Source organism: Sphingomonas sp., assembly GCA_019635535.1.
GTDB lineage: Bacteria > Pseudomonadota > Alphaproteobacteria > Sphingomonadales > Sphingomonadaceae > Allosphingosinicella.
Genome location: JAHBZH010000001.1, coordinates 1,921,526 through 1,943,758 on the forward strand (window position 1 = coordinate 1,921,526; position 22,233 = coordinate 1,943,758).

The following is a 22,233-nucleotide window of genomic DNA, read 5'->3' on the forward strand; positions in this document are numbered from 1 at the left end:
GCAGGAAGGCGTTTCGTTGTTAGGCGGCAGCCCTGCTTAGCCAAGGAGCGTAGAAATCGCGCAACATGGCGAGAGCGCGGACCGAATCGGGCTCCTTGTTGAACGCGTTGCGGAACTCCGCCGACCCGGGCAGGCCCTTCGTATACCAGCCGACATGCTTGCGCGCGCAATTGGCGCCGATCTGGGGGCCGTACAGCTCCAGCATCGCCTGATATTGCTCCGTGATCACGGCGAATTGCTCGTCGAGGCTCGGGTCCGGCAGGCGCTCGCCATGCTTCAGCCAGTGCATCGCCTGCCTGAGCAGCCAAGGCCGACCATAGGCGCCGCGACCGATCATCACTCCGTCCGCCCCGGACTGGGCGAGCGCGGCATCGACATCGTCGAGCGTGTTGATGTCGCCGTTGGCGATGATCGGTAGCGAGACCGCGTCCTTCACCTGGCGAATGAACGCCCAGTCCGCCTGCCCCTTGTACATCTGGCAGCGGGTACGGCCGTGGACGGTGATCATCCGCACGCCCAGATCCTCGGCGATCCGCGCCAGTTCCGGAGCGTTGAGACTGTCACGATCCCAGCCCATCCGCATCTTGAGCGTCACCGGCACGTTGACGGCTTTCACCGTTGCGTCAATGATTTGCGACGCCATCCTGAGATCACGCATCAGCGCGGAGCCGGCCTCGCCATTGACCACCTTTTTCACCGGGCAGCCCATATTGATGTCGATGATCGCCGCGCCGCGCTCCTCGTTGAGCTTCGCGGCCTCCGCCATCTCCTTCGGAGAGCAGCCCGCGAGTTGCATCGAGACGGGTTCTTCGCTCGGGTCCCACTCCATCTTCTGCAGCGACTGGCGCGTCTCGCGGATCGCCGCCTGGCTGGCGATCATCTCGGTGACGGTCAGACCCGCGCCAAACCGCTTCACGATCCGCCGGAAGGGCATGTCGGTCACGCCCGTCATCGGCGCCAGGATCACGGGCGTTTCGATGCGGACCGGACCGATCTGGATGGGCGCGAGGCGGCTCATGGCCGCGCGAAATAGGGTGAAAGGCGCTGGCGGGCAAGTTTCGGCTCCGCTAGGGACCGCCGCATGGCTTCCGGGGGCAAGACGATCGCACTGGTGGTGGCGGCGGGCAGCGGCGTCCGCGCCGGCGGCGAAACCCCCAAGCAATATCGCCGGATCGCCGGGCGCGCCTTGCTCGCCCACGCCGTTGACCGGCTGCGCCATCCCCGGATCGACGAGATACGCGTCGTTATCGGCGAGGGACAGGAGGCGCTTTATGTCGAGGCGATCGGAGCGCTTACCCTCCCCCCGTCCGTGATCGGCGGCGCGACCCGCCGCGAGTCGGTCTGGAACGGGTTGGCGGCGATTGCCGGCGACGATGTCGCCCATGTGCTGATCCACGATGCGGCGCGCCCTTTCCTGCCGGCCGAGGTGATCGACCGCTTGCTGGATGCGCTTGTCGAGGACGACGGCGCGGTCCCTGCCCTGCCCGTCGTGGACACCCTGGCGCGTGCCGACGCGGCTTTGGGGGAGACAGTGGCGCGCGACGGGCTGGTGCGGGTGCAGACGCCGCAGGCGTTTCGCTTCGATGCGATCCTGCAGGCCCATGCGGACTGGTCGGGCGACGAAGCGACCGACGATGCGCAGGTCGCGCGGGCGGCGGGGCTGTCCGTCGCCATAGTCGAGGGCGACTCCGCACTGGAAAAGCTCACCCACCCGGCCGATTTCGATCGGGCCGAGGTGCGGCTCGCAGCGGCGTGGAGCGTGCGTACCGGCCTGGGTTTCGACGTCCATGCGCTGGTCGCCGGCGAGGAGCTCTGGCTGGGCGGCCTGCTCATCCCGCACGACAAGGGACTCAAGGGCCATAGCGATGCCGATGTCGCGCTCCATGCGCTGACCGATGCGCTGCTCGGCGCACTGGGCGCCGGCGATATCGGCGATCATTTCCCTCCCAGCGACCCGCAATGGCGCGGCGCGCCTTCCTCCCGCTTCGTCGAACATGCCCGCGACCTGATCGTGGAAGCCGGCGGACGGATCGAGCATGTCGATGTCACGATCATCTGCGAAGCGCCCCGGATCGGGCCGCATCGGCAGGCGATGCGCGAGGCGATCGCCGGGCTGTTGCGGCTGCCGGTGTCGAAGGTTAGCCTGAAAGCCACTACCACCGAACGGCTCGGCTTCACCGGGCGCGGCGAAGGCATTGCCGCGCAGGCGGTGGCGACGATCCGATTGCCAGAGGATATATGACCGACGCGCCCGCCCGCCCGTATCTGCTACCGCAGGAACTGGTCGATCTCGCCCGGCGCGTGATCGAGGAGAATCGCGCCGCGGGCCGTCATGTCGCGGTGGCCGAGAGCTGCACCGGCGGGCTGGTCGCCGCCGCGCTGACCGAGATCGCGGGCAGCTCCGACGTGTTCGAGGCGGGCTTCGTCACTTATGCCAACGAGGCGAAGATGAACCTGCTCGGCGTCAGCTCCGAAGTGATCGAGACGTTCGGCAGCGTCTCGGTGGCCTGCGCCTGGGCGATGGCGCAGGGGGCTCTGGAGAAGAGCGGCGCCGATGTGGCGGTGGCGATCACCGGGATCGCCGGGCCGGGCGGCGGATCGGAGAAGAAGCCGGTCGGCACCGTCGTCTTCGCCCGGGCCGAGAAGGACGCGGGCACGGACGAGCCGGTCGCGGATCTCAAGGAATTCGGCGATCTCGGCCGGGCCGGGATCCGGCTTCAGGCGGCGCTCTGCGCGCTCGAATTGCTGCTGCCGGGGAGCCCGCGGCCGTAAAGTTCGTGCGCGCGCGCCTCGAAGGCGCCGATCATGCGCCGGAGCGCGGTATCGAACATCGTGCCGGCCAGCGCCTCGAACAGGCGGTTGCGGAAGGCGAAATCGACCTGGAAGTCGAGCAAGGTGCCGCCCTTCCCGTCCGGCCGGAAGCCCCATTCGTTATGGAGATATTTGAGCGGCCCTTCGATATAGTCGATCGCGATCGCGTGCGGCCGGTCCTTCTTCACGCGCGAGGTGAAGGTCTCCTTCAGCGCCTTGAAGCCGACCACGAGGTCGGCGACCATTTCCGTCTCGCTGTTCGAGCGGACCCGGGTCGCGGCGACCCAGGGCAGGAACTCCTGGTAGCGGCCGACATCGGCGACGAGATCGAAGAGCTGCTCCGGCGCGTAGGGCAGGTTCCGGGTTTCGGTATGGCGGGGCATCGGGCCTAGCCGGCGGCGACCGCCAGCTTCGCCTCGCGCGCGGCGCGCATCTTCTCGAAATCGTCGCCGGCATGATAGCTGGAGCGGGTCAGCGGGCTGGCGGCGACGAGGAGGAAGCCCTTGGCGCGGGCGATGGCGGCATAGGCGCTGAACGCCTGTGGCGTGACGAATTCCTCGACCCTGGCGTGGCGCGGGGTGGGCTGGAGATACTGGCCCATGGTCAGGAAATCGACGTCGGCCGAGCGCATGTCGTCCATCACCTGATGGACCTCGAGCCGCTGCTCGCCGAGGCCGACCATCACGCCGGACTTGGTGAAGATCGACGGATCGTGCCGCTTCACGCTCTCCAGCAGCCGCAGCGAGGCATAATAGCGCGCGCCGGGGCGGATCGTCGGGTAGAGGCGCGGCACCGTCTCCAGATTGTGGTTGTAGACGTCCGGGCGGGCCTGGATGATCTTCTCGACCGCCGCTTCCGACTTGTTGCGGAAATCGGGGGTCAGGATCTCGATCGTGGTCTTCGGTGTGTTGCGCCGCAGCGCCTCGATCACCTTCACGAACTGCATGGCGCCGCCGTCGGGCAGATCGTCGCGATCGACCGAGGTGATGACGATATGCTCCAGCCCCAGCTCCGCGGCGGCCGTCGCGACATGCTCGGGCTCCAGCGGATCGACGAGGCGCGGCATGCCGGTCTTCACGTTGCAGAAGGCGCAGGCGCGGGTGCAGGTATCGCCCAGGATCATCACCGTGGCGTGCTTCTTGGTCCAGCACTCGCCGATATTCGGGCAGGCCGCCTCCTCGCACACGGTGGCGAGGTTGAGGCGGCGCATCAGCGCCCTGGTCTGCATATAGCCCTGGCTGATCGGCGCCTTCACCCGGATCCAGTCCGGCTTGCGCTGACGGGGCCTCGCCGGCTGCGGCGGGATCGGATCGGCTTCGCTCATGGCGGCGAGATAGCGACTGTCGCGGCGACTTGCCACCCCTCCCCCTCTCCCGGTACGGGCGATGCATGAAGGATTTCGACACGCTCCTCGCTGGCTATCGCCGCTTCCGTCAACATGGCTGGACCGAACAGCGCGAGAAATGGGCGGAGCTGGCCGAAGGGCAGAGCCCGAAGGTGATGGTGATCGCCTGCTCGGACAGCCGGGTGGATCCGGCGCAGATCTTCGACGCGCGGCCCGGCGAGATGTTCGTCGTGCGCAACGTCGCCAACCTCGTCCCGCCCTTCGAGCCGGACAGCAATTATCACGGGGTGTCGGCGGCGCTGGAATTCGCGGTGACGCAGCTCGAAGTGTCCGAGCTGGTGGTGATGGGCCACGGCTTCTGCGGCGGCTGCGCGGCGGCGCTGACCGGGCAGTTCGACGATGCCGGGCACGGCGCCGGCCATTTCATCGCCCACTGGATCGAGATGCTGGCCGAGGCGCGCGGCCGCGTCCGCCGCAAATATCCGGAGATGAACCGCGCCGCCTTTCAGGAGATGGAGCTGGAGGGAGTGAGGCTCTCACTGGCGAACCTGCGCACCTTCCCCTGGGTCGCGGAGCGCGAGGATGCCGGGACGCTGAAACTGCACGGCGCCTATTTCGCGATCTCGGACGGGGTGCTGCACCTCTACGACCACGCGCTGGACCGGTTCGTGCTGGCCTGAGCGATTCGCGCGCGGAAGTTGACGAAGTTGACGCCACGTGCGGGGGCATCGCCCCCAGCCCGACGGGCCGAAGGGCTCCAAAGAGCCGCTCCGGCGCGAAAGGGCGACAGACTCGGGCATGCCGGGAGGGTGACAGAGCTTTTCCTACATTGGAAGCAGGTGGCGGGAGATCCGTTTTCGACCCGTTGCGGCTCTTCAGCCCCTCCCTTTCAAGGGAGGGGAGATTCATGGCCGCTTCTTGCCCATAACGGCCATTTACGATGGCAGTCCTCTATTCCGCCCGCCTAGCCGTCACGATCCGGATGCGCGGCTCCAGCATCTGGCCGCGCATGACGCCCTCGCCTTCGGTCGGCGAAGTGGGGGAGTCGAGGATGCGGCGGACAACGTCCATGCCTTCGACGACGCGGCCGAAGGCGGCGAAGCCGAGCAGATCGCCGCCGGCATTGGGGCCGGCATCGAGACCGACCATGCGATCGCCCAGGATGATGAAGAAATCGGCGGCGGCGGTGCCCGGCGTGGTGCGGGCGAGCGAGATGGCGCCGTCGGTGTGGGACAGGCCGGTCTGCGTGGTGGGTTCGTGCGCGATGGGCGGGAAGAGCCGGCGCGGATCGCGGACTCCGCCCTGGACCAGCCCCTCCTCCTCGCCGATCTTCATCGCGCGGTAGAATTCGGTGTCGTCCAGCCGGCCATCATCGATATAGCGCAGGAAATTGGCGGAGGTGACGGGCGCGCGCTCCGTTTCCACCTCGATCACGATGTCGCCGGCCTGCGTGGCCAGCACGATGCGGGCGGTTTCGGGCGCCGGGCTGGCCGCCGGCGCTTCGTCCTGCGCCAGCGCGGGCGCGGCGAGGCAGAGCAGAACCGACAGGCCGAGCGCGCGCAGCATCGGTCAGCCCTACGCCGATGCCCGGGTCAGCACGCTGCGTTGCTTGCCGTAGAGCAGATAGAGGATGAGCCCGACGACATGGGCGCCGAGGAACCAGATCTGCGTCTGCTGCGGCAGGCTGTAGATCAGATAGGCGCAACCGAGAATCGCGACGATCCCGACCGGCCAGGCGAAGGGCGTGCGGAAGGTGCGCGGCGCATCGGGCGCGCGGCGGCGCATGACCAGCATGCACAGGGCCACCGCGCTGAACGCCGTCAGCGTGCCGGCATTGGCGAGCGCTGCCAGCTCGGCGAGCGGGATGAAGCCGGCGAGGATGGCGACGATGACCGCCGTGAACAAGGTGATCCGCACCGGCGAGCCGCGCCCGGACACCTTGGCGAGCCGGGGCGGCAGCATCCCGTCGCGCGCCATCACGAAGAAGATGCGGCTTTGCCCGTAGAAGAAGGCGAGGATGACGGTGGGCAAGGCGATCACCGCCGAGACGGCGAGATATTGCGCGGCGAGCGGCTGGCCGATCTCGCGCAGGATGAGGGCCAGCGGCTCCGGGCTGTTGGCGAAGCGGGCATAAGCGATGGCGCCGATCGCGCAGGCGGCGACCGCCATATAGATGGCGACGCAGACCAGCATCGAGCCGACGATGCCGATCTTCAGGTCACGGCCGGGATTCTTGGTCTCCTCAGCCGCCGTAGCGATCGCATCGAAGCCGTAGAATGCGAAGAAGATGATCGCGGCGGCGGCCATGACGCCGACCTCCGCGCCGGGTGCGCCGCTCTTCGGGAAGCCGAAGGGCATGAACGGGTCGAAATTGGCGGCGTTGAAATAAGGCAGGGTGACGGCGACGAAGACGATGAGGGCGAGCATCTTCACCACCACGAGGATCGCGTTCACCGTCGCGCTTTCCTTCGTGCCGACAATGAGCAGGCCGGCGACAACGAAGATGATGAAGATGGCCGGCAGATTGACGATGCCGCCCAGCTCCGGCCCGCTCGACAGCGCCAGCGGGAAGCCGGCCCAGGCCTGCAGCAGCGGCGCGGCATAGCCGGACCAGCCCACCGCCACGGCGCTCACCACCAGGCTGTATTCGAGGATGAGACTCCACCCCACCACCCAGGCGAGCAATTCGCCGAGCACGACATAGGTGTAGGTATAGGCGCTGCCCGAGGCCGGGATCATCGTCGCCATCTCGGCATAAGCGAGCGCGGCGGCGGCGCAGATCAGGCCGGCAATGGCGAAGGAGAGGATGACGGCCGGCCCCGCCTTGGCCGCGCCGACGCCGATCAGGGTGAGGATGCCCGTGCCGACGATCGCGCCGACGCCGAGCGCGATCAGGTGCGGCCAGGAGAGCGTGCGCTGAAGGCGGTGCTCGGGGGCGATCTCGTCCGCCGTCGTGATCGGCTTCTTCGTATTCCAGTTCGCCACGCGCGCCCCTCCAAAGCTTCATATGCGCGCACACATTGGGGCGGTCGGCGGGGTTACGGCAAGCGGCAAAATGAGGGATTCGCAATATCCCCTTCCCGCTCATCCTGAGTAGGGACTGAGCCTGGCGAAGGCCCGTATCGAAGGACCGGGTGAGTAAGCTGTACGTCCTTCGATACGCCAGTTCGACAAGCTCACTGGCTACTCAGGATGAGCGGGATTGGTGGGAGTTTGAAGGAGCTCACCCCGCCGCGAAATCGTCGATCGCAGCGGCGATCTTGCGGCGGACGACCGGATCGCCCGGCGCGCCCTCCAGCGCCTCGTCGGCGAGCGCGGCGAGGCCGTTCGCGCCGAAGCTGGCGGCGACGCTCTTCAGGCGCGCGGCGGCGATGGTCCAGTTCGCGTCGCAGCGCGCGCGGTTCATCAGATCGAGCTGGCGCGCCGCGCTTTCGATGAACGCGCCGCGCAGCTCGTCGACGAGGCCCGAATCGTTGCCGACGGCGGCGGCCAGCGAGGCGGTCAAGGCTCCCGGATCATATGCCATGCCCGGTTTATGGGCCGAGCCGTGTTAACGCCCCGTTTCATATCCGCCCCAAAGTGATACAAAAGGCCATGAGCATGGGGGCCGAGCGCGCCGAGGCGCAGCCGCAGGGCGAAACGGTTTGGGGCCGCACGGAAGAGACCGTGCCCGCCGCGACCGAATCGTTCGACTATCAATATCTTGCCGAGGAGGAGCCGGCGCCGCGATCGGCCGGCATCCGCGTTTTCGCGGGGCTGCTCGCCATGCTGGCCATCGCCTGGCTGGGGCTTGCCGGCTACGCGATCCTCACGGCCTGGCCGGGCTGGAGCGCGACCGCCTGGGCGAGCTGGGCCGCGACCGTCTGCGCGCCGCTCATCCTGCTCGGCCTTGCCTGGACGATGTTCGGGCGAAGCTCCCGCCGGGAGACCGAAGCCTTCACCCGCGCCGTCGCCGCGATGCGCGCCGAAAGCCAGGCGCTGGAAAGCCTGCTCGGCATCGTCGCGGCGCGGCTTCGGGAGAATCGCGCCGCGCTGGGCGACGAGGCGGCGCGGCTGATGGCGCTGGGCGACGAGGCTTCGGACCGGCTCGGATGCGTGACGCGCGCGCTGGCCGAGGCCAGCGCGGGCGTGGACCGCAGCGCGCAGGCGCTGGACAATGCGGCGGCGAGCGCGCGGGTCGATGTCGGCGTGCTGCTGGCCGATCTTCCCCGCGCCGAGGAACAGGCGCGCGCGGCGGCCGAATCGCTGCGCGCGGCGGGGCTTGCCGCGCATGAGCAGGCGGCGGCGCTCGAGGGCCACCTGGCAGCGTTGAGCGCGCGCGGGCGCGAGGCGGACGAAACGGTCGGCGGTGCGGCCCAGCGGCTGGGCGCTCATGTCGCACGGATCGAAAGCAGCGCCGGCGCGGCGGCCGAGCGGATGAACGAGGCGTCGGCGCAGATGAACGCGGCGGTGGACGGCGCGATGGCGCGGGCCGCCGAATCGGTTGATCGCGCGCGCGGCGGGCTGGAGACGCAGGGCCAGGCGATGCTGGCGATGGTCGAGCAGAGCCGGGCCGCCTTCGAGCAGGCCGGCGCCGAGGCGGCGCAGCGGCTGACCGCCGCGCTGGAGACGGCCGAGACCAAGATCGCGGCGCTGGCCACCGGGCTGGAGGCGCAGGAAGCGGCGAGCCGGGCGCTGATCGAAGGCATAAGCGGGCAGCTGGGCGAGCTGGATGGCAGGCTGGCGGCTCTCGGCGCTGCGGGCGAGGAGCAGAATATTCGGCTCACCCAGGCGTTGGGCGTATTGCGCGACGTCGCCCGGCAGCTCCAAAACGAGATCGAGGCCGGCAACACCGCGTCCGGCAACCTGATCGACCGCACCCACGAAATGGCCGACGCGCTGACCGGCGTTTCGGCGCAGTTCCGCGAGCTGCTGATCGGCGCATTGGGCGAAGTCGAAGGCCAGGCGGAGCGGACCCGCGAGGCGGTGAAATCGGTCGTGCCGGAGATGGAAGCGGTGCAGGCCGCCGCCGCGCTCGCCGCGGAATCGATGAGCGAGAGCGAAGCCAGCGCGACACGCCAGCGCGCGGCGCTCGACGCGATGATCGCCACCGTCGAGGGCGCGGTCGCCCAGGCCGGCGAGAAATTGCAGGCGCTGGGCGGATCGGTCGGCGAGACGGACGCCGCCGCCGCCCGACTGGTGCAGGAGACCGGGCCGCAGCTGATCGAGGCGCTGGTCCGGGTGCGCGAGGCCGCGAACCAGGCGGCGGGGCATGCCCGCGAGGCGATCCTGTCGGCGATCCCGGACAGCGTCGCCGCTTTGGCCGAGGCGAGCCGCGAGGCGATGAGCGATGCGGTCGGCGAACCGCTACAGGAACAGCTCGCGGAGATCGCCGGCGCCTCCCAGCACGCGATAACGGTCGCGCGCCAGGCGAGCGAGCGGCTGACCCGCCAGCTCCTCGTGATGAGCGAGACGGCGGCGGCGATGGAGGACCGGATCGCCGAGGACCAGGCGGCGCGCGAGGAGCGCGATGCGGGCGCATTGTCGCGGCGCGTGTCGCTCCTGATCGAAGCGCTGAATTCCACCTCGATCGACGTCAACAAGCTCCTCTCCAACGAGGTCGCCGATACCGCCTGGGCGGCCTATCTGAAGGGCGACCGGGGCGTCTTTACGCGGCGGGCGGTGCGGTTGCTCGATTCCGGCGAAGCGCGCGAGGTGCAGCGCCATTACGAGGAGGAGGCCGATTTCCGCGACCAGGTGAACCGCTACATCCACGATTTCGAGACGATGCTGCGGCGCGTGCTGGCGGACCGGGAGGGTGCGACGCTCGGCGTCACCCTGCTCTCCTCCGACATGGGCAAGCTCTATGTCGCGCTCGCCCAGGCGATCGACCGGCTGCGGAAATAGCTAGCGGCTCGCCCAGTCGAGCTGGTCGACCGTCAGCCAGCCCTGCGTGTAATTGGCATAAAAGAGGCCGAACAGGATCGCCGAGACGATCGTGGTGCGCAGCGCGACGCGGGCGAAGCTGAAGCTATGCGGCGCGCTTTCGGCATGGCCGGCGACGGGCTCCGCGCCCGCCTCCTCGCTGGTCCGCACGCCCCAGGGCAGGACCATGAACAGGCTCATCATCCAGAAGAGCAGATAGATGGCGAGGATCGAGGTGAGTTTCATGGGTCAGGTCCGGACCAGGAGCACCGTAACGACCGGCTTCTTGCCCGTCCAATCGGTGGCGCAGCGGCGGACGGCGAGGCGGACCTCTTCGCGGAGCTTGTCCTCCTTGCCGCTCTGCTTCGCGACGGCGGCGCGGGCTGCGTCGCAGGCTTCCTCGAGGAAGGTCGCGCGGTCCTCCTCGACGGGGACGCCCATCAGGTCGATCTCGACGTCGCCGACGACGCGATCGGCATCGTCGAGCGCGATGGCGACCGAGATCAACCCCTGAAAGGCCAGCTTGCGCCGCTCGTTCATGGTGGTGCCGTCGGCATTGAGGATGACGTCGCCGTCGAGGATCAGGCGCCCCACCCGTTCCTCGCCGAGCTTGGCCGGCCCATCGGGCGCAAGGCGGATGAGGTCGCCGTTCTTCTGGACGATGCCGTGCGGCACGCCGCGGGCACGGGCGAAGCGGGCCTGCTCCATCATGTGGCGCATCTCGCCATGGACCGGGACGATGATCTCGGGCCGGATCCAGTCGTACATCGCGGCGAGCTCGGGGCGGCCGGGATGGCCGGACACATGGACCGGCGCCTGGCGATCGGTGATCATCTCGATCCCCTGCCCCGCCAGCTCGTTCTGGATGCGGCCGATCGCGATCTCGTTGCCGGGGATCTGCTTGGACGAGAAGACGACGAGATCGCCGGGATCGAGGGCGAGCTTGTGCTGGCCGAAGGCGATGCGGGCGAGCGCGGCGCGGCTCTCCCCCTGCCCGCCCGTGGCGATGATCAGCACTTCGGGCGGCGGCAGCCGCATCGCCATTTCGAAATCGATCGTCTCTGGAAAATCAATGAGATAGCCGACACTCTTCGAAACGCGCAGGATGCGGTCCAAACTGCGGCCGGCGACGCAGACCTGGCGCCCGGTATCCTGCGCGACATGGCCGAGCGTCTTGAGGCGGGCGGCGTTGGAGGCGAAGGTGGTGACGAGGACGCGGCCGGTGGCGCCCTTGATCACCTCGTCCAGCCCCTCGCGCACGCCGGCTTCGGAGCCGGACGGCTGTTCCTGGAAGACGTTGGTGGAATCGCAGACCAAGGCCAGCACGCCCTCGTCGCCGATCGCGCGCAATTCCGCCTCGGTCGATGGATCGCCGAGCTGCGGCGCATCGTCCAGCTTCCAGTCGCCGGTATGGAAGATACGCCCGTAAGGCGTTGAGATCAGGAGCGCATTGCCCTCCGGAATCGAATGGGCGAGCGGGATATATCTGAGGCCGAACGGGCCGATCTCGAAGTCGCTCAGCATGTCGATCACGTTGACCTTCACGTCCTGCGACAGCCCCTCCTCCTCCAGCTTGCCGGCGATCAGACCGGCGGTGAAGGGCGTGGCGTAGAGCGGCACGCCGAGATCGCCGGCCAGATAGGGGATCGCGCCGATATGGTCCTCATGGCCATGGGTCAGCACGACGCCGAGCAGATCGTCGCGCCGTTGCTCGATGAAGGCGAGATCGGGCAGGACCAGTTCGACGCCCGGATAGGCCGGATCGGCGAAGGTCATGCCGAGATCGACCATGAGCCATTTGCCCTGGCAGCCATAGAGATTGACGTTCATGCCGATCTCGCCCGAGCCGCCGAGCGCGAGGAAGAGAAGTTCGTTGCCGGGTTTCATATCTTTTCCGCTTAGCCGTCATTGCGAGCGAAGCGAAGCAATCCAGTTGCGAATATGCGGGAAAATCTGGATTGCCGCGTCGCTGCGCTCCTCGCAATGACGATCAGACGCCGTTCCGGCTCCGCGCGTAAAGCATTGCCAGGCCCTGGATCGTCAGGTCCGGCTCGATCGCGTCGAACAGCTCCGTGTGCTGATCGAACAGGATGGCGAGGCCGCCGGTGGCGACGACGGTGACCGGGCGGCCGACCTCCGCCTTCATCCGGGCGACCAGCCCCTCCATCATCGCGACATAGCCCCAATAGATGCCGATATGCATCTGCGCCTCGGTCGTGCGGCCGATGACGGTGCGGCTGTCCGGCGCCTCGATCGCGACGCGGGGCAGCTTGGCGGCGGCGGCGACCAGCGCGTCCAGCGACAGATTGATGCCCGGCGCGATGATCCCGCCTTTATAGGCGCCGGAATAATCGACCAGATCGAAAGTCGTCGCCGTGCCGAAATCGATGACGATGAGGTCGCCTTCATGGTTGGCATGGGCGGCGATGGCGTTCAGCGCGCGATCGGCGCCGACCGAGCCGGGCTCGGCGACGTCCAGCTCGATCCCCCAATCGGCCGCGCCCTCCCCCGCGATTAGCGGTTCGACGCCGAAATATTTGGAGGCCAGCACCTCGAGATTGTGGAGCGCGCGCGGGACGACCGTGCCGATGATGACGGCGGAAACGTCGGCGCGGGTGAAGCCCTCCAGCTCGAGCAGCTGGTGCAGCCAGACGGCATATTGATCGGCGGTGCGCCGGGGATCGGTCGCGATCCGCCAGCGTGCGCGGATGACCCCGTCCTCGACCAAAGCGAAGACGATGTTGGTGTTGCCGGCGTCGATGGCGAGAAGCATCGTGATGGCCTTCAGATCAGGAACACGTCGCCCGCATGTATGACGCGGGTGGTGCCGTCGGCAAGGCGCAGGCGCAGGGCGCCGGCTTCGTCGAGGCCGTCGAACAGGCCCTGCCCTTCGCTGGTGGAGAACGCGGTGCCGATCGGATGGGCGGCGGCGAGCCAGGCCTTGCGGATGGGGGCGAGGCCCTCGGCGCGCCAGCGGGAAAGCCAGCGGGCGTGGGTTTCGGCGAGGATTTCGGCGAAGGCCGCGGGGTTTTGCGGGATGCCGGCGAGATCGGCGAGGCTGATGGCGGGGCGATCGGGGAGATCGGGGGCGTGGGCGAGATTGACGCCGAAACCGATGACGACGGCCTCCTTATGCCGTTCGAGCAAGATGCCGGCGAGCTTGGCCGGCCCGGCGATCAGGTCGTTCGGCCATTTGATGATGACGCCGGGGGCGTGGAGCGCGACCGTTTCGTGCAGGGCGATTGCGGCGAGGAGGGCCAGCGTCGGCGCGGGGGGGTCGGTGGGGCGCAGGCGGACCAGGGTGGAGATGTAGAGATTGCCGGGCGGGGAGAGCCAGGCCCTGCCCTGCCGGCCCTTGCCCCCGGTCTGGCGCTCGGCGCGCAGCCAGGTGCCTTCCGGGGCGCCATCCCGGGCGAGCGCGGCGAGATCGTCGTTGGTGGAACCGGTTTCGGCGACGGTGCGGATCAGAACAGGGCCCATGCGGCCGCGACCGTGGCCGGGCCGAGCAGCGGGATCGTCAGATAGCCCAAGGGCGAGACGAACAGGGCCGAGCCGAGGATGAGGCCAGTGCCGACCGGTTCCTGCTCGCGCACATAGGCCGGGGCGGGATCGTCGAAATACATGACCTTGACGATCATGATGTAATAATAGGCGCCGATCACCGAGGCGGCGATCGCGATCGCGGCCAGCCAGGTGAGGTCCGCCGCCACCGCCGCCTGGAAGATCAGGAATTTCGGCCAGAAGCCGAAGAGCGGCGGGATGCCGGCGATCGAGAACATGAAGATCGCCATCGCCATCGCCAGCATCGGGCGGCTGCGCGACAGGCCGGCGAGCGAGGCGATCGTCTCGACCGGACGGTCATGCTCGTCGCGCATCCTGAGGACGACCAGGAAGGTACCGAGCGTCATCACGACATAGACGACGAGGTAGAAGAGCATCGCCGCGACGCCCTCCGGCGTGCCGGCGGCGAGGCCGACGAGCAGGAAGCCGACATTGTTGATCGAGCTGTAGGCAAGCAGGCGCTTGATGTTCGTCTGCCCGATCGCGGCGACGGCGCCCAGCACGATCGAGGCCAAAGCCGCGAAGATCACGATCTGGCGCCAGGCGTCGGTGGCCGGGCCCATGCCCTCCATCACGATGCGGACCAGGATCGCGACCGCCGCGACCTTGGGCGCCGTGGCGAAGAAGGCCGTCACCGGGGTCGGCGCGCCTTCATAGACGTCCGGCGTCCACATGTGGAACGGCACGGCGCTGACCTTGAAGGCGAGGCCCGCGAGGACGAAGACGATGCCGAACAGGGCGCCCAGCGAGACGTCCCGGGCCAGCGCATCGGCGATGCTGTCGAACATCGTCGTGCCGGTGAAGCCGTAGAGCAGCGAGATGCCGTAAAGCAGGATGCCGCTGGCGAGCGCGCCGAGCACGAAATATTTGAGGCCGGCTTCGGAGGAGCGCGCATCGTTGCGCAGGAAGGCGGCGAGGACATAGGCGGCGAGGCTGTTCAGCTCGAGCCCGATATAGAGCATCAGCAGGTCGCCGGCGGAGACCATGATGCTCATGCCGAGCGCGGCGAGCAGGATCAGCACCGGATATTCGCCATGCGCCTCGCCCTCGCGCCGAAGGAAGCCCGGCGCCATCGCGATCGCGACCGCCGAGGCGAGGAAGATGACGAGCTTGGCGAAGGCGCCGAACGCGTCGGCGCGGAACTGGCCGCCGAACAGATCGCCCGCGTAAGAGGCCGGGCCGAGCAAGGCGGCGGACGCGCCGAGCAGCAGGATCACCGACATCACGCTGATCGTGCGGATGACGTTCGGATTCTTCGAGAAGGCGGCGAGCAGCAGCAGATCGGTCGCGCCGATCGCGAGGATGATCTCCGGGCCGATCGCCTGAAGGGTTTGCCACAGGGTCATCAATGAGCGCCTTCATCATGATGCGCGTCGGCGGCGGGCGCACCTGCCGTGAGCAGCGCATCGCCCTGCGGCGCCGCCCGCTCGACCCGCGCCAGCAGGATCGCCACGTCGTCGCGCATGACGCGCAGGAAACTCTCCGGATAGACGCCCATCCACAGGACGGCCGCCGCGATCGGCGCGAGCAAGGCCCATTCGCGCTTCGAGAGATCCGGCAGCGTCGCCGCCTCCTCCGTGCGCGCGACGCCGAAGGCGATCCGCCAGTAGAGCAGCAACATATAGGCCGCGCCCAGGATGATGCCGGTGGTCGCCACCGCCGCCACCCAGGAGTTCGCCATATAGGCGCCGGTGAGGCTCAGGAACTCGCCGACGAAGCCCGACGTGCCCGGCAGGCCGACCGAAGCCATGGTGAACAGCATGAAGAGCAGGGCATAGCCCGGCATGTTGTTGGACAGGCCGCCATATTTCGCGATCTCGCGCGTGTGCATCCGATCGTAGACCACGCCGACGCACAGGAAGAGCGCGCCCGAGACGAGGCCGTGGGAGAGCATGACGACGAGGCCGCCCTCGATCCCCTGCCGGTTGAAGGTGAACAGGCCGATGGTCACGAACGCCATATGGGCGACCGAGGAATAGGCGATCAGCTTCTTCATGTCCTGCTGCACCAGGGCGATCAGCGAGGTGATGACGACGGCGGCCATCGACAGGCCGAAGATGATCCAGACCAGCTGGGCCGACGCCTCCGGGAACATCGGCAGCGAGAAGCGGACGAAGCCGTAGCCGCCGAGCTTCAGCAGCACGCCCGCGAGGATGACCGAGCCCGCCGTCGGCGCCTGGACGTGCGCGTCCGGGAGCCAGGTGTGGAACGGCCACATCGGCATCTTCACCGCGAAGCTGGCGAAGAAGGCGAGCCAGAGCCAGGTCTGCGCCTGCGGCGGGAAATCGGTGTTGAGCAGCTCGGGAATCGAGCTCGTCCCGGCGAAATTCACCATCCACAGCATCGCGACCAGCATCAGCAGCGAGCCGAGCAGGGTGTAGAGGAAGAATTTGTAGGCGGCGTAGATCCGGTTCGCGCCCCCCCAGATGCCGATGATCAGATACATCGGGATCAGGCCGGCCTCGAACATGATGTAGAAGAGGAAGATATCCTGCGCCATGAAGACGCCGAGCATCAGCGTCTCGAGGAACAGGAACAGCGCCATATATTCGGGGACGCGCCGGTCGATCGCCTCCCAGGACGCGCCGATGCAGATCGGCATCAGGAAGGCGGTCAGCACGATCAGCATCAGCGCGATGCCGTCGATGCCGAGCGCCCAGGCGAAGGTGTCGCCGAAAATCTCGGCCCGCTCGACGAACTGCCATTGCGGGCCGCCGACCTGATAGGTCAGCCACAGGCCGATGCAGAGCGCGAGCGTCGCCAGCGTGGTGCCGAGCGCGATCCAGCGCGCGCCGTTCGCGCCGGCGAACAGGCAGGCGGCCGCGCCCAGGATCGGCAGCGCGAGGATCGCGGAAAGGATGGGAAAGCCGTCCATGTCAGCGCGCCATCGCCCAGGTTGTCGCGGCGGCGATGCCGAGCAGCATCACCAGCGCATAGGTGTAGAGATAGCCGGTCTGGAACCGCGCGGTGACGCGGGTGCCGGCCTTGACCAGAGCGGCGACGCCGTTCGGGCCGAAGCGATCGATCGTCCCCTCGTCGCCGCGCTTCCAGAAGATGCGGCCGAGCCAGATTGCCGGGCGCACGAGGAGGATGTCGAAAATCTCGTCGAAATACCACTTGTTGAGGAGGAAGCGGTACAGGGTGCCGAGATTGGCCGCGGCCGCCGCCGGGAAGCGGGTGTTGCGGATATAGGCGTAGAAGGCGATCGAAAGGCCGATCAGCATCGCCACCGCAGGCGACAGCTTCACCCAGAGCGGCACCTCGTGCATCGCGTGCATTAGGTGCGTGTCGAAGGCGATAGAGCCGGCCCAGAAGCGCGCGCCCTGCTCCGCGTCGATGAAATAGCCGGTGAAGACATAGCCGGCGAAGACCGCGCCCAGCGACAGCAGGCCGAGCGGCACCAGCATCGTCCAGGGGCTTTCGTGCGGGTGATAGCCGCCGGTGCCTTCCGCCATGTCGTGCGCGCCGGCCTCATGCTCGTGCGTGTCGTGGCCGGCATCCTCCGCGTCCGGATGATCGTGGTGATCGCCGTGGAGCGCGTGCCGGATATGCTCGGACTGGGTCCAGCGCGGCGTGCCGAAGAAGGTCAGGAAGATGAGCCGCCACGAATAGAAGCTGGTGAGCAGCGCCGCGAACACGCCGACGAAGAAGGCGAAACCGCCGAAGCTCACGCCGCTCGCGAACGCCGCCTCGATGATCGCGTCCTTGGAGTGGAAGCCGGCAAAGCCCGCATGGAGCCAGTAGATTCCGACCCCGGTGATGGCGAGCGTGCCGAGCGTCATCGCCCAGAAGGTGAGCGGGATATGCTTACGAAGGCCCCCGTAATAGCGCATGTCCTGCTCGTGGTGCATCGCGTGGATGACCGAGCCCGCGCCGAGGAACAGCAACGCCTTGAAGAAGGCGTGGGTGAAGAGGTGGAACATCGCCGCGCCATAGGCGCCGACGCCCGCCGCGAAGAACATGTAGCCGAGCTGCGAGCAGGTCGAATAGGCGATCACCCGCTTGATGTCGTTCTGCACCATGCCGACCGTCGCCGCGAACAAGGCGGTGGCGGCGCCGACGAAGGTGACGAGCGCCAAGGCGGCATCGCTCGTCTCGAACATCGGCGAGAGGCGGCAGACCATGAACACGCCGGCCGTGACCATCGTCGCGGCGTGGATGAGGGCGGAGACCGGGGTCGGACCCTCCATCGCGTCCGGCAGCCAGGTGTGCAGGCCGAGCTGCGCCGATTTGCCCATCGCGCCGATGAACAGCAGGATGCAGATGAGCGTCATCGTGTCGATGCGCATGCCGAGGAAGCCGATCGTCGAGCCGGTCATGTTGGGCGCGGCGGCGAGGATCTCGGTGATCGAGACGGTGCCGAAGACCAGGAAGGTCGCGAAGATGCCGAGGCTGAAGCCGAAATCGCCGACGCGGTTGACGAGGAAGGCCTTCATCGCCGCCGCGTTGGCGCTGGGCTTGTGATACCAGAAGCCGATCAGGAGATAGGAAGCGAGGCCCACGCCCTCCCAGCCGAAGAACATCTGGACCAGATTGTCCGCCGTCACGAGCATGAGCATCGCGAAGGTGAAGAGGCTGAGATAGGCGAAGAAGCGGGGCTGGCTGTCGTCCTCCGCCATATAGCCCCAGCTATAAAGGTGGACGAGCGCCGAGACGGTGGTGACGACGACCAGCATCACGGCGGTCAGCGCATCGACGCGCAGCGCCCAGTCGACCATCAGGTCGCCGGAATGGATGAAGGCCAGGACCGGGTGGAGCGCGCTTTCCTCAGTGCCCGTCATGAAGCCGATGAAGATCGGCCAGGACAGGCCCATGCCGACGAACAGCGCACCGGTCGTGACCAGCTTTGCCGCAGTCTTGCCGATGAACCGGCCGCCCAGGCCGGCGATGATGGCCGCCAGCAAGGGCAGGAAGACGATCGCCTGGACCATCTCTTACCCCTTCATCCGGCTGATATCGCCGACCGCGATCGTGCCGCGGTTGCGGAAATAGATGACGAGGATGGCGAGGCCGATCGCCGCCTCCGCCGCCGCGACGGTGAGCACGAACATCGCGAACACCTGCCCCACCATGTCGCCCAGATAGGCGGAGAAGGCGACCAGGTTGATGTTCACCGCGAGCAGGATCAGCTCGATCGCCATCAGGATGACGATGACGTTCTTGCGGTTGATGAAGATGCCGAGCACGCCCAGCACGAACAGGATCGCGCCGACGGTCAGGTAATGGCCCAGCCCGATCATGCGTGGCCTCCGCTGATCTCGTCATGCCGGACTTGATCCGGCATCCACCTGTCCTTCGACGACAGCCGAACGAAAGAAGATGGACCCCGGATCAAGTCCGGGGTGACGGTTTGGAAGGCGAACGGAGCGGGTGTCATGCTCACAGCTCCACCCCCTGCCCCACGGGCGGCTGCGTGTTGACGACCGCGTCCTGCGGGCGACGGCGGACCTGCTGCGACACGTTCTGCGGGCGGACGCCCTTGCGCGCGCGGCGGGTCAGCACGATCGCGCCCACCATGGCGACGAGCAGGATGATGCCCGCCGCCTCGAACACGAAGAGATAGCGGGTGTAGAGCACCTGCCCCAGCGCCGCGATATTCGGCGTGTCGGCCGGGGTCGGCGCGGCGCGGGCGGCGAGATCGATGCCGCCGGCGCTCCAGGCGAGCTGGGCGGCGAACATCTCGACCAGCAGCAATCCGGCGAGCAGCAGCAGCGGGAACCAGTAGCGCGAAACGCCGGAGCGGATTTCCGCCTGGTCCACGTTCAGCATCATGACGACGAACAGGAAGAGGACGGCGACGGCGCCGACGTAGACGATGATCAGCAGGAAGGCGAGGAACTCGGCCCCGATCAGCACGAACAGCCCCGCCGCGTTGAAGAAGGCGAGGATCAGCCACAGCACCGAATGGACCGGATTGCGCGAGGCGATGGTCATGACCCCGGAGAGGATCACGAGCGTCGCGAACAGGTAGAAGACGGCGGCCTGGATCATGCGCGCGGCCCCTCCCCAAGGCCGCTCATCCCGAGCGAAGTCGAGGGACTATACCGAGCGAAGTCGAGGCTTCTCGCACAGGTTCTCGGCTGCGCTCGAACTGGTCCCTCGACTTCGCTCGGGATGGCCGGATGGAAAGGGTGGAGAATCACGATGGGCGCTTACCGATACGGCGCGTCGGCGGCAAGGTTCGCGGCGAGGGCGCGCTCCCACTTGTCGCCGTTCTCGAGCAGCTTCGCCTTGTCGTAGATCAGCTCCTCGCGGGTCTCGGTGGCGAAGTCCATGTTCGGGCCTTCGACGATCGCATCGACCGGGCAGGCCTCCTGGCACAGCCCGCAATAGATACACTTCGTCATGTCGATGTCGTAGCGCGTTGTGCGCCGCGACCCGTCCTCGCGCGGCTCGGCCTCGATCGTGATGGCGAGCGCCGGGCAGACCGCCTCGCACAATTTGCACGCGATGCAGCGTTCCTCACCATTGGCGTAACGGCGCAGCGCATGCTCGCCGCGGAAGCGGGGCGAGATCGGGTTCTTCTCATAGGGATAGTTGATCGTCGCCTTGGGCTTGAAGAAATAGCGCAAGGTCAGGGCATGCGCCTTCACGAACTCCCAGAGCGTGAAGGTTTTGATCCAGTGTGCGACTAAGGATGTCATCGGGACGATGGCCTCCGTACGATCTGGCTAAAGCCGCAAATGCCATAGCCGGTAAGGTTGGGATAAGATGCATCGCCAAACTGCCGCAGCCGGATCAGCCGCGTTGCCTGCGACTGCTCAACGAACAGCACCTCGATCCCTTGCGGGCCATCTCGCCTCCCAAAGGTACCGACCCGCATGTTCGATGCGTCCCTCCACTGAATCGGAATCGTTACCGGACGGCCGGACCAAAGTTCGGGACTCTCAAGACGTACCTGATCGCGTCCGACTATCTGGAAAGACAACCGAGCGCGCCTGCCGTCGCTGATGAGAAGTCCGCAATCATTGTCGCTCCAGTTCGCAGGCGTGAGCGCCGGAATGTCGGTTCCGATCTCACGCGGATCGGTGGAGGTGTCGACCGGGCTGTGGATGAGCGAGATGTGCTCCGCTGGTTCCCCGCAATAGCCATAGGCCAGAGGCAAGCCAGCCCTTTGCCGGTCGCGCCGAAACAGCGTCGCCGCACGCGCAGACGAAGCCTCACCACCGGGCTCGCCGATTTCGAGTGCCACGCCATTGCCCGATCCGAACGCGAACAGCCGATCCGCGCGCGGTGTTCCCCGCATGACGTTGCGAGCACCAGGAAGCGTTCTGTTCGGCCAAATCGATCCCTGTCCGGGGACAAGGGAGATTTCGGTGTCTTCCTCATTCCAAGCGGGAATTGTGAAGCTGATATTGTCGCCTGATGGAGTCACAAGTGCACACTGGAGCATGCGCGCTCCATCGTCAGGGACAGCCGTCTGCGCGAAACCGAGCGCGGCAATGGCAACGATGCTCACCACGGCAGCATCCCCTGCTTCTGGAGCATCAGATATCCGGACACGAGGAACACCCAGATGAGCGAGATGGGCAGGAAGATCTTCCACCCCAAGCGCATGAGCTGATCGTAGCGGAAGCGCGGCACGGTGGCCTTCACCCAGGAGAAGACGAAGAAGAAGAACAGGATCTTCGAGAAGAACCAGAACATGCCCGTTAGCGTGGCGTTGAACAGGAAATCGTAGAGGATCGGGATGTCCAGCGGCGGGAGCCAGCCGCCCCAGAAGAGCAAAGCCGTGATGCCGCACATCAGCAGGACGTTGCCATATTCGCCGAGCCAGAAGAGCGCGAAGCTCATCGAGCTGTATTCGGTCTGGTAGCCGGCGACGAGCTCGCTCTCCGCCTCGGTCAGATCGAACGGCGCGCGCGCCGTTTCGGCCATGGCGGAAATGAGGAAGATCACCGCGAGCGGGAAGAGCAGCGGATTGAAGCCGAAGCCGTTGAGCAGGCCGAAGACATGGCCCTGCTGCGCCGCGATGATGCCGCCCAGGCTGAACGTGCCGGCCCACAGCACCACCGGGATCAGCACGAAGCCGATCGACACCTCATAAGACACCATCTGAGCGGCGGCCCGCAAGGCGCTGTAGAACGGGTATTTCGAGTTGGACGCCCAGCCGGCGATGATGATCCCGTAAACGCCCAGCGACGAGACGGCGAGCAGGTAGAGCAGGCCGACATTGATGTCCGCCAGCACCGCGCCCGGCCCGAACGGGATCACCGCCCAGGCGATCAGCGCAACCGCGAAGGTGATGATCGGCGCCAGGAGGAACAGGCCCCGGGCCGCGCCGGAGGGGACGATCGTCTCCTTGAGAAACACCTTGAGGCCGTCGGCGAAGCTCTGGAGCAGGCCGAAGGGGCCGACCACGTTGGGGCCGCGCCGGAGCGCCATCGCTGCCCAGATCTTGCGGTCCGCATAGATGATCATCGCGACGGCCAGCATCAGCGGCAGCGCGATCAGCAGGATGCCCGCAATGGTGGCGACGAACCACGCCCATTCATAGGGTAGGCCGAGATATTCGAAGAAGGCGGTCATTGGATGCCCCCCTCACAAACCGTTCGGGCTGAGCTTGTCGAAGCCCTGCCCTTCATTTCTTCCGCGCAGGAAGAAGGGAAACC

Annotated in this window: 22 protein-coding genes; 4 read left to right on the plus strand and 18 right to left on the minus strand. The window is 67.1% G+C overall.

Annotated elements, in window-relative coordinates:
• Positions 1–19: 19 nt before the first annotated feature.
• Positions 20–1,018, minus strand: a complete 999-nt coding sequence (gene dusB / locus KF780_09835; GenBank protein MBX3562097.1) for a tRNA dihydrouridine synthase DusB — start codon at positions 1,016–1,018, stop codon at positions 20–22.
• Positions 1,019–1,081: 63 nt separating this feature from the next.
• Between dusB and KF780_09840 the strand changes: the two genes are divergently transcribed.
• Complete coding sequence (locus tag KF780_09840) at positions 1,082–2,242, plus strand: bifunctional 2-C-methyl-D-erythritol 4-phosphate cytidylyltransferase/2-C-methyl-D-erythritol 2,4-cyclodiphosphate synthase (protein MBX3562098.1); 1,161 nt, start codon at positions 1,082–1,084, stop codon at positions 2,240–2,242.
• A complete protein-coding gene (locus KF780_09845; protein MBX3562099.1) occupies positions 2,239–2,772 on the plus strand; it encodes a CinA family protein in 534 nt (177 codons plus the stop codon). Before KF780_09840 ends, KF780_09845 begins: the two co-directional genes overlap by 4 nt.
• Here the strand turns inward: KF780_09845 and KF780_09850 are convergent.
• Both KF780_09850 and lipA read right to left on the minus strand, forming a co-directional pair.
• Complete coding sequence (locus tag KF780_09850) at positions 2,718–3,194, minus strand: type II toxin-antitoxin system RatA family toxin (GenBank protein ID MBX3562100.1); 477 nt, start codon at positions 3,192–3,194, stop codon at positions 2,718–2,720. The two genes, KF780_09845 and KF780_09850, sit on opposite strands and share 55 nt — an antisense overlap.
• Positions 3,195–3,199: 5 nt before the next feature.
• Positions 3,200–4,135 (minus strand): lipoyl synthase, encoded by a 936-nt coding sequence (gene lipA / locus KF780_09855; protein ID MBX3562101.1) that lies wholly within the window; start codon positions 4,133–4,135, stop codon positions 3,200–3,202.
• Between the two features lie 65 nt (positions 4,136–4,200).
• Here lipA and KF780_09860 point away from each other — a divergent pair, with 65 nt between their 5' ends.
• Positions 4,201–4,836 carry a carbonic anhydrase gene (locus KF780_09860; protein ID MBX3562102.1) on the plus strand — a complete coding sequence of 212 codons (636 nt, stop codon included), beginning with the start codon at positions 4,201–4,203 and terminating at the stop codon, positions 4,834–4,836.
• A 271-nt stretch (positions 4,837–5,107) separates the two neighbouring features.
• On the opposite strand, the gene KF780_09865 is transcribed toward KF780_09860, so the two are convergent.
• The 3 genes from KF780_09865 to KF780_09875 form a co-directional block, all read right to left on the minus strand.
• Complete coding sequence (locus KF780_09865; protein MBX3562103.1) at positions 5,108–5,722, minus strand: peptidylprolyl isomerase; 615 nt, start codon at positions 5,720–5,722, stop codon at positions 5,108–5,110.
• A gap of 9 nt (positions 5,723–5,731) precedes the next feature.
• Positions 5,732–7,141 carry an amino acid permease gene (locus KF780_09870; protein MBX3562104.1) on the minus strand — a complete coding sequence of 470 codons (1,410 nt, stop codon included), beginning with the start codon at positions 7,139–7,141 and terminating at the stop codon, positions 5,732–5,734.
• Between the two features lie 238 nt (positions 7,142–7,379).
• On the minus strand, positions 7,380–7,682 hold the full coding sequence (locus tag KF780_09875; GenBank protein MBX3562105.1) for an Hpt domain-containing protein: 303 nt from the start codon (positions 7,680–7,682) through the stop codon (positions 7,380–7,382).
• 68 nt (positions 7,683–7,750) lie between these two features.
• Here KF780_09875 and KF780_09880 point away from each other — a divergent pair, with 68 nt between their 5' ends.
• Positions 7,751–10,042: a hypothetical protein gene (locus KF780_09880; GenBank protein MBX3562106.1), complete on the plus strand. Its 2,292-nt coding sequence runs from the start codon at positions 7,751–7,753 to the stop codon at positions 10,040–10,042.
• Here KF780_09880 and KF780_09885 read toward each other — a convergent pair whose 3' ends face one another.
• From KF780_09885 to nuoH, 12 genes are all read right to left on the minus strand, one after another.
• Positions 10,043–10,306 carry a DUF1467 family protein gene (locus tag KF780_09885; protein ID MBX3562107.1) on the minus strand — a complete coding sequence of 88 codons (264 nt, stop codon included), beginning with the start codon at positions 10,304–10,306 and terminating at the stop codon, positions 10,043–10,045.
• Positions 10,307–10,309: 3 nt separating this feature from the next.
• Complete coding sequence (locus tag KF780_09890) at positions 10,310–11,947, minus strand: ribonuclease J (GenBank protein MBX3562108.1); 1,638 nt, start codon at positions 11,945–11,947, stop codon at positions 10,310–10,312.
• A gap of 103 nt (positions 11,948–12,050) precedes the next feature.
• On the minus strand, positions 12,051–12,833 hold the full coding sequence (locus tag KF780_09895) for a type III pantothenate kinase (GenBank protein ID MBX3562109.1): 783 nt from the start codon (positions 12,831–12,833) through the stop codon (positions 12,051–12,053).
• 11 nt (positions 12,834–12,844) lie between these two features.
• Entirely contained in the window at positions 12,845–13,540 is a 696-nt protein-coding gene (locus KF780_09900) for a biotin--[acetyl-CoA-carboxylase] ligase (protein MBX3562110.1), read from the minus strand.
• A complete protein-coding gene (gene nuoN, locus KF780_09905; protein MBX3562111.1) occupies positions 13,525–14,967 on the minus strand; it encodes an NADH-quinone oxidoreductase subunit NuoN in 1,443 nt (480 codons plus the stop codon). Before nuoN ends, KF780_09900 begins: the two co-directional genes overlap by 16 nt.
• Positions 14,967–16,496: an NADH-quinone oxidoreductase subunit M gene (locus KF780_09910; GenBank protein ID MBX3562112.1), complete on the minus strand. Its 1,530-nt coding sequence runs from the start codon at positions 16,494–16,496 to the stop codon at positions 14,967–14,969. Before KF780_09910 ends, nuoN begins: the two co-directional genes overlap by 1 nt.
• Before the next feature lies 1 nt (position 16,497).
• Positions 16,498–18,552, minus strand: coding sequence for an NADH-quinone oxidoreductase subunit L (gene nuoL, locus KF780_09915; GenBank protein MBX3562113.1), 2,055 nt, complete (start codon positions 18,550–18,552; stop codon positions 16,498–16,500).
• A gap of 3 nt (positions 18,553–18,555) precedes the next feature.
• On the minus strand, positions 18,556–18,861 hold the full coding sequence (nuoK, locus tag KF780_09920) for an NADH-quinone oxidoreductase subunit NuoK (GenBank protein MBX3562114.1): 306 nt from the start codon (positions 18,859–18,861) through the stop codon (positions 18,556–18,558).
• A gap of 139 nt (positions 18,862–19,000) precedes the next feature.
• Complete coding sequence (locus tag KF780_09925) at positions 19,001–19,612, minus strand: NADH-quinone oxidoreductase subunit J (GenBank protein ID MBX3562115.1); 612 nt, start codon at positions 19,610–19,612, stop codon at positions 19,001–19,003.
• Positions 19,613–19,773: 161 nt separating this feature from the next.
• Entirely contained in the window at positions 19,774–20,265 is a 492-nt protein-coding gene (gene nuoI, locus KF780_09930; GenBank protein MBX3562116.1) for an NADH-quinone oxidoreductase subunit NuoI, read from the minus strand.
• Positions 20,262–21,083 carry a hypothetical protein gene (locus KF780_09935; GenBank protein MBX3562117.1) on the minus strand — a complete coding sequence of 274 codons (822 nt, stop codon included), beginning with the start codon at positions 21,081–21,083 and terminating at the stop codon, positions 20,262–20,264. The genes nuoI and KF780_09935 overlap by 4 nt, the downstream gene beginning before the upstream one ends.
• Positions 21,077–22,150 (minus strand): NADH-quinone oxidoreductase subunit NuoH, encoded by a 1,074-nt coding sequence (gene nuoH, locus KF780_09940; protein MBX3562118.1) that lies wholly within the window; start codon positions 22,148–22,150, stop codon positions 21,077–21,079. Before nuoH ends, KF780_09935 begins: the two co-directional genes overlap by 7 nt.
• Positions 22,151–22,233: the final 83 nt, after the last annotated feature.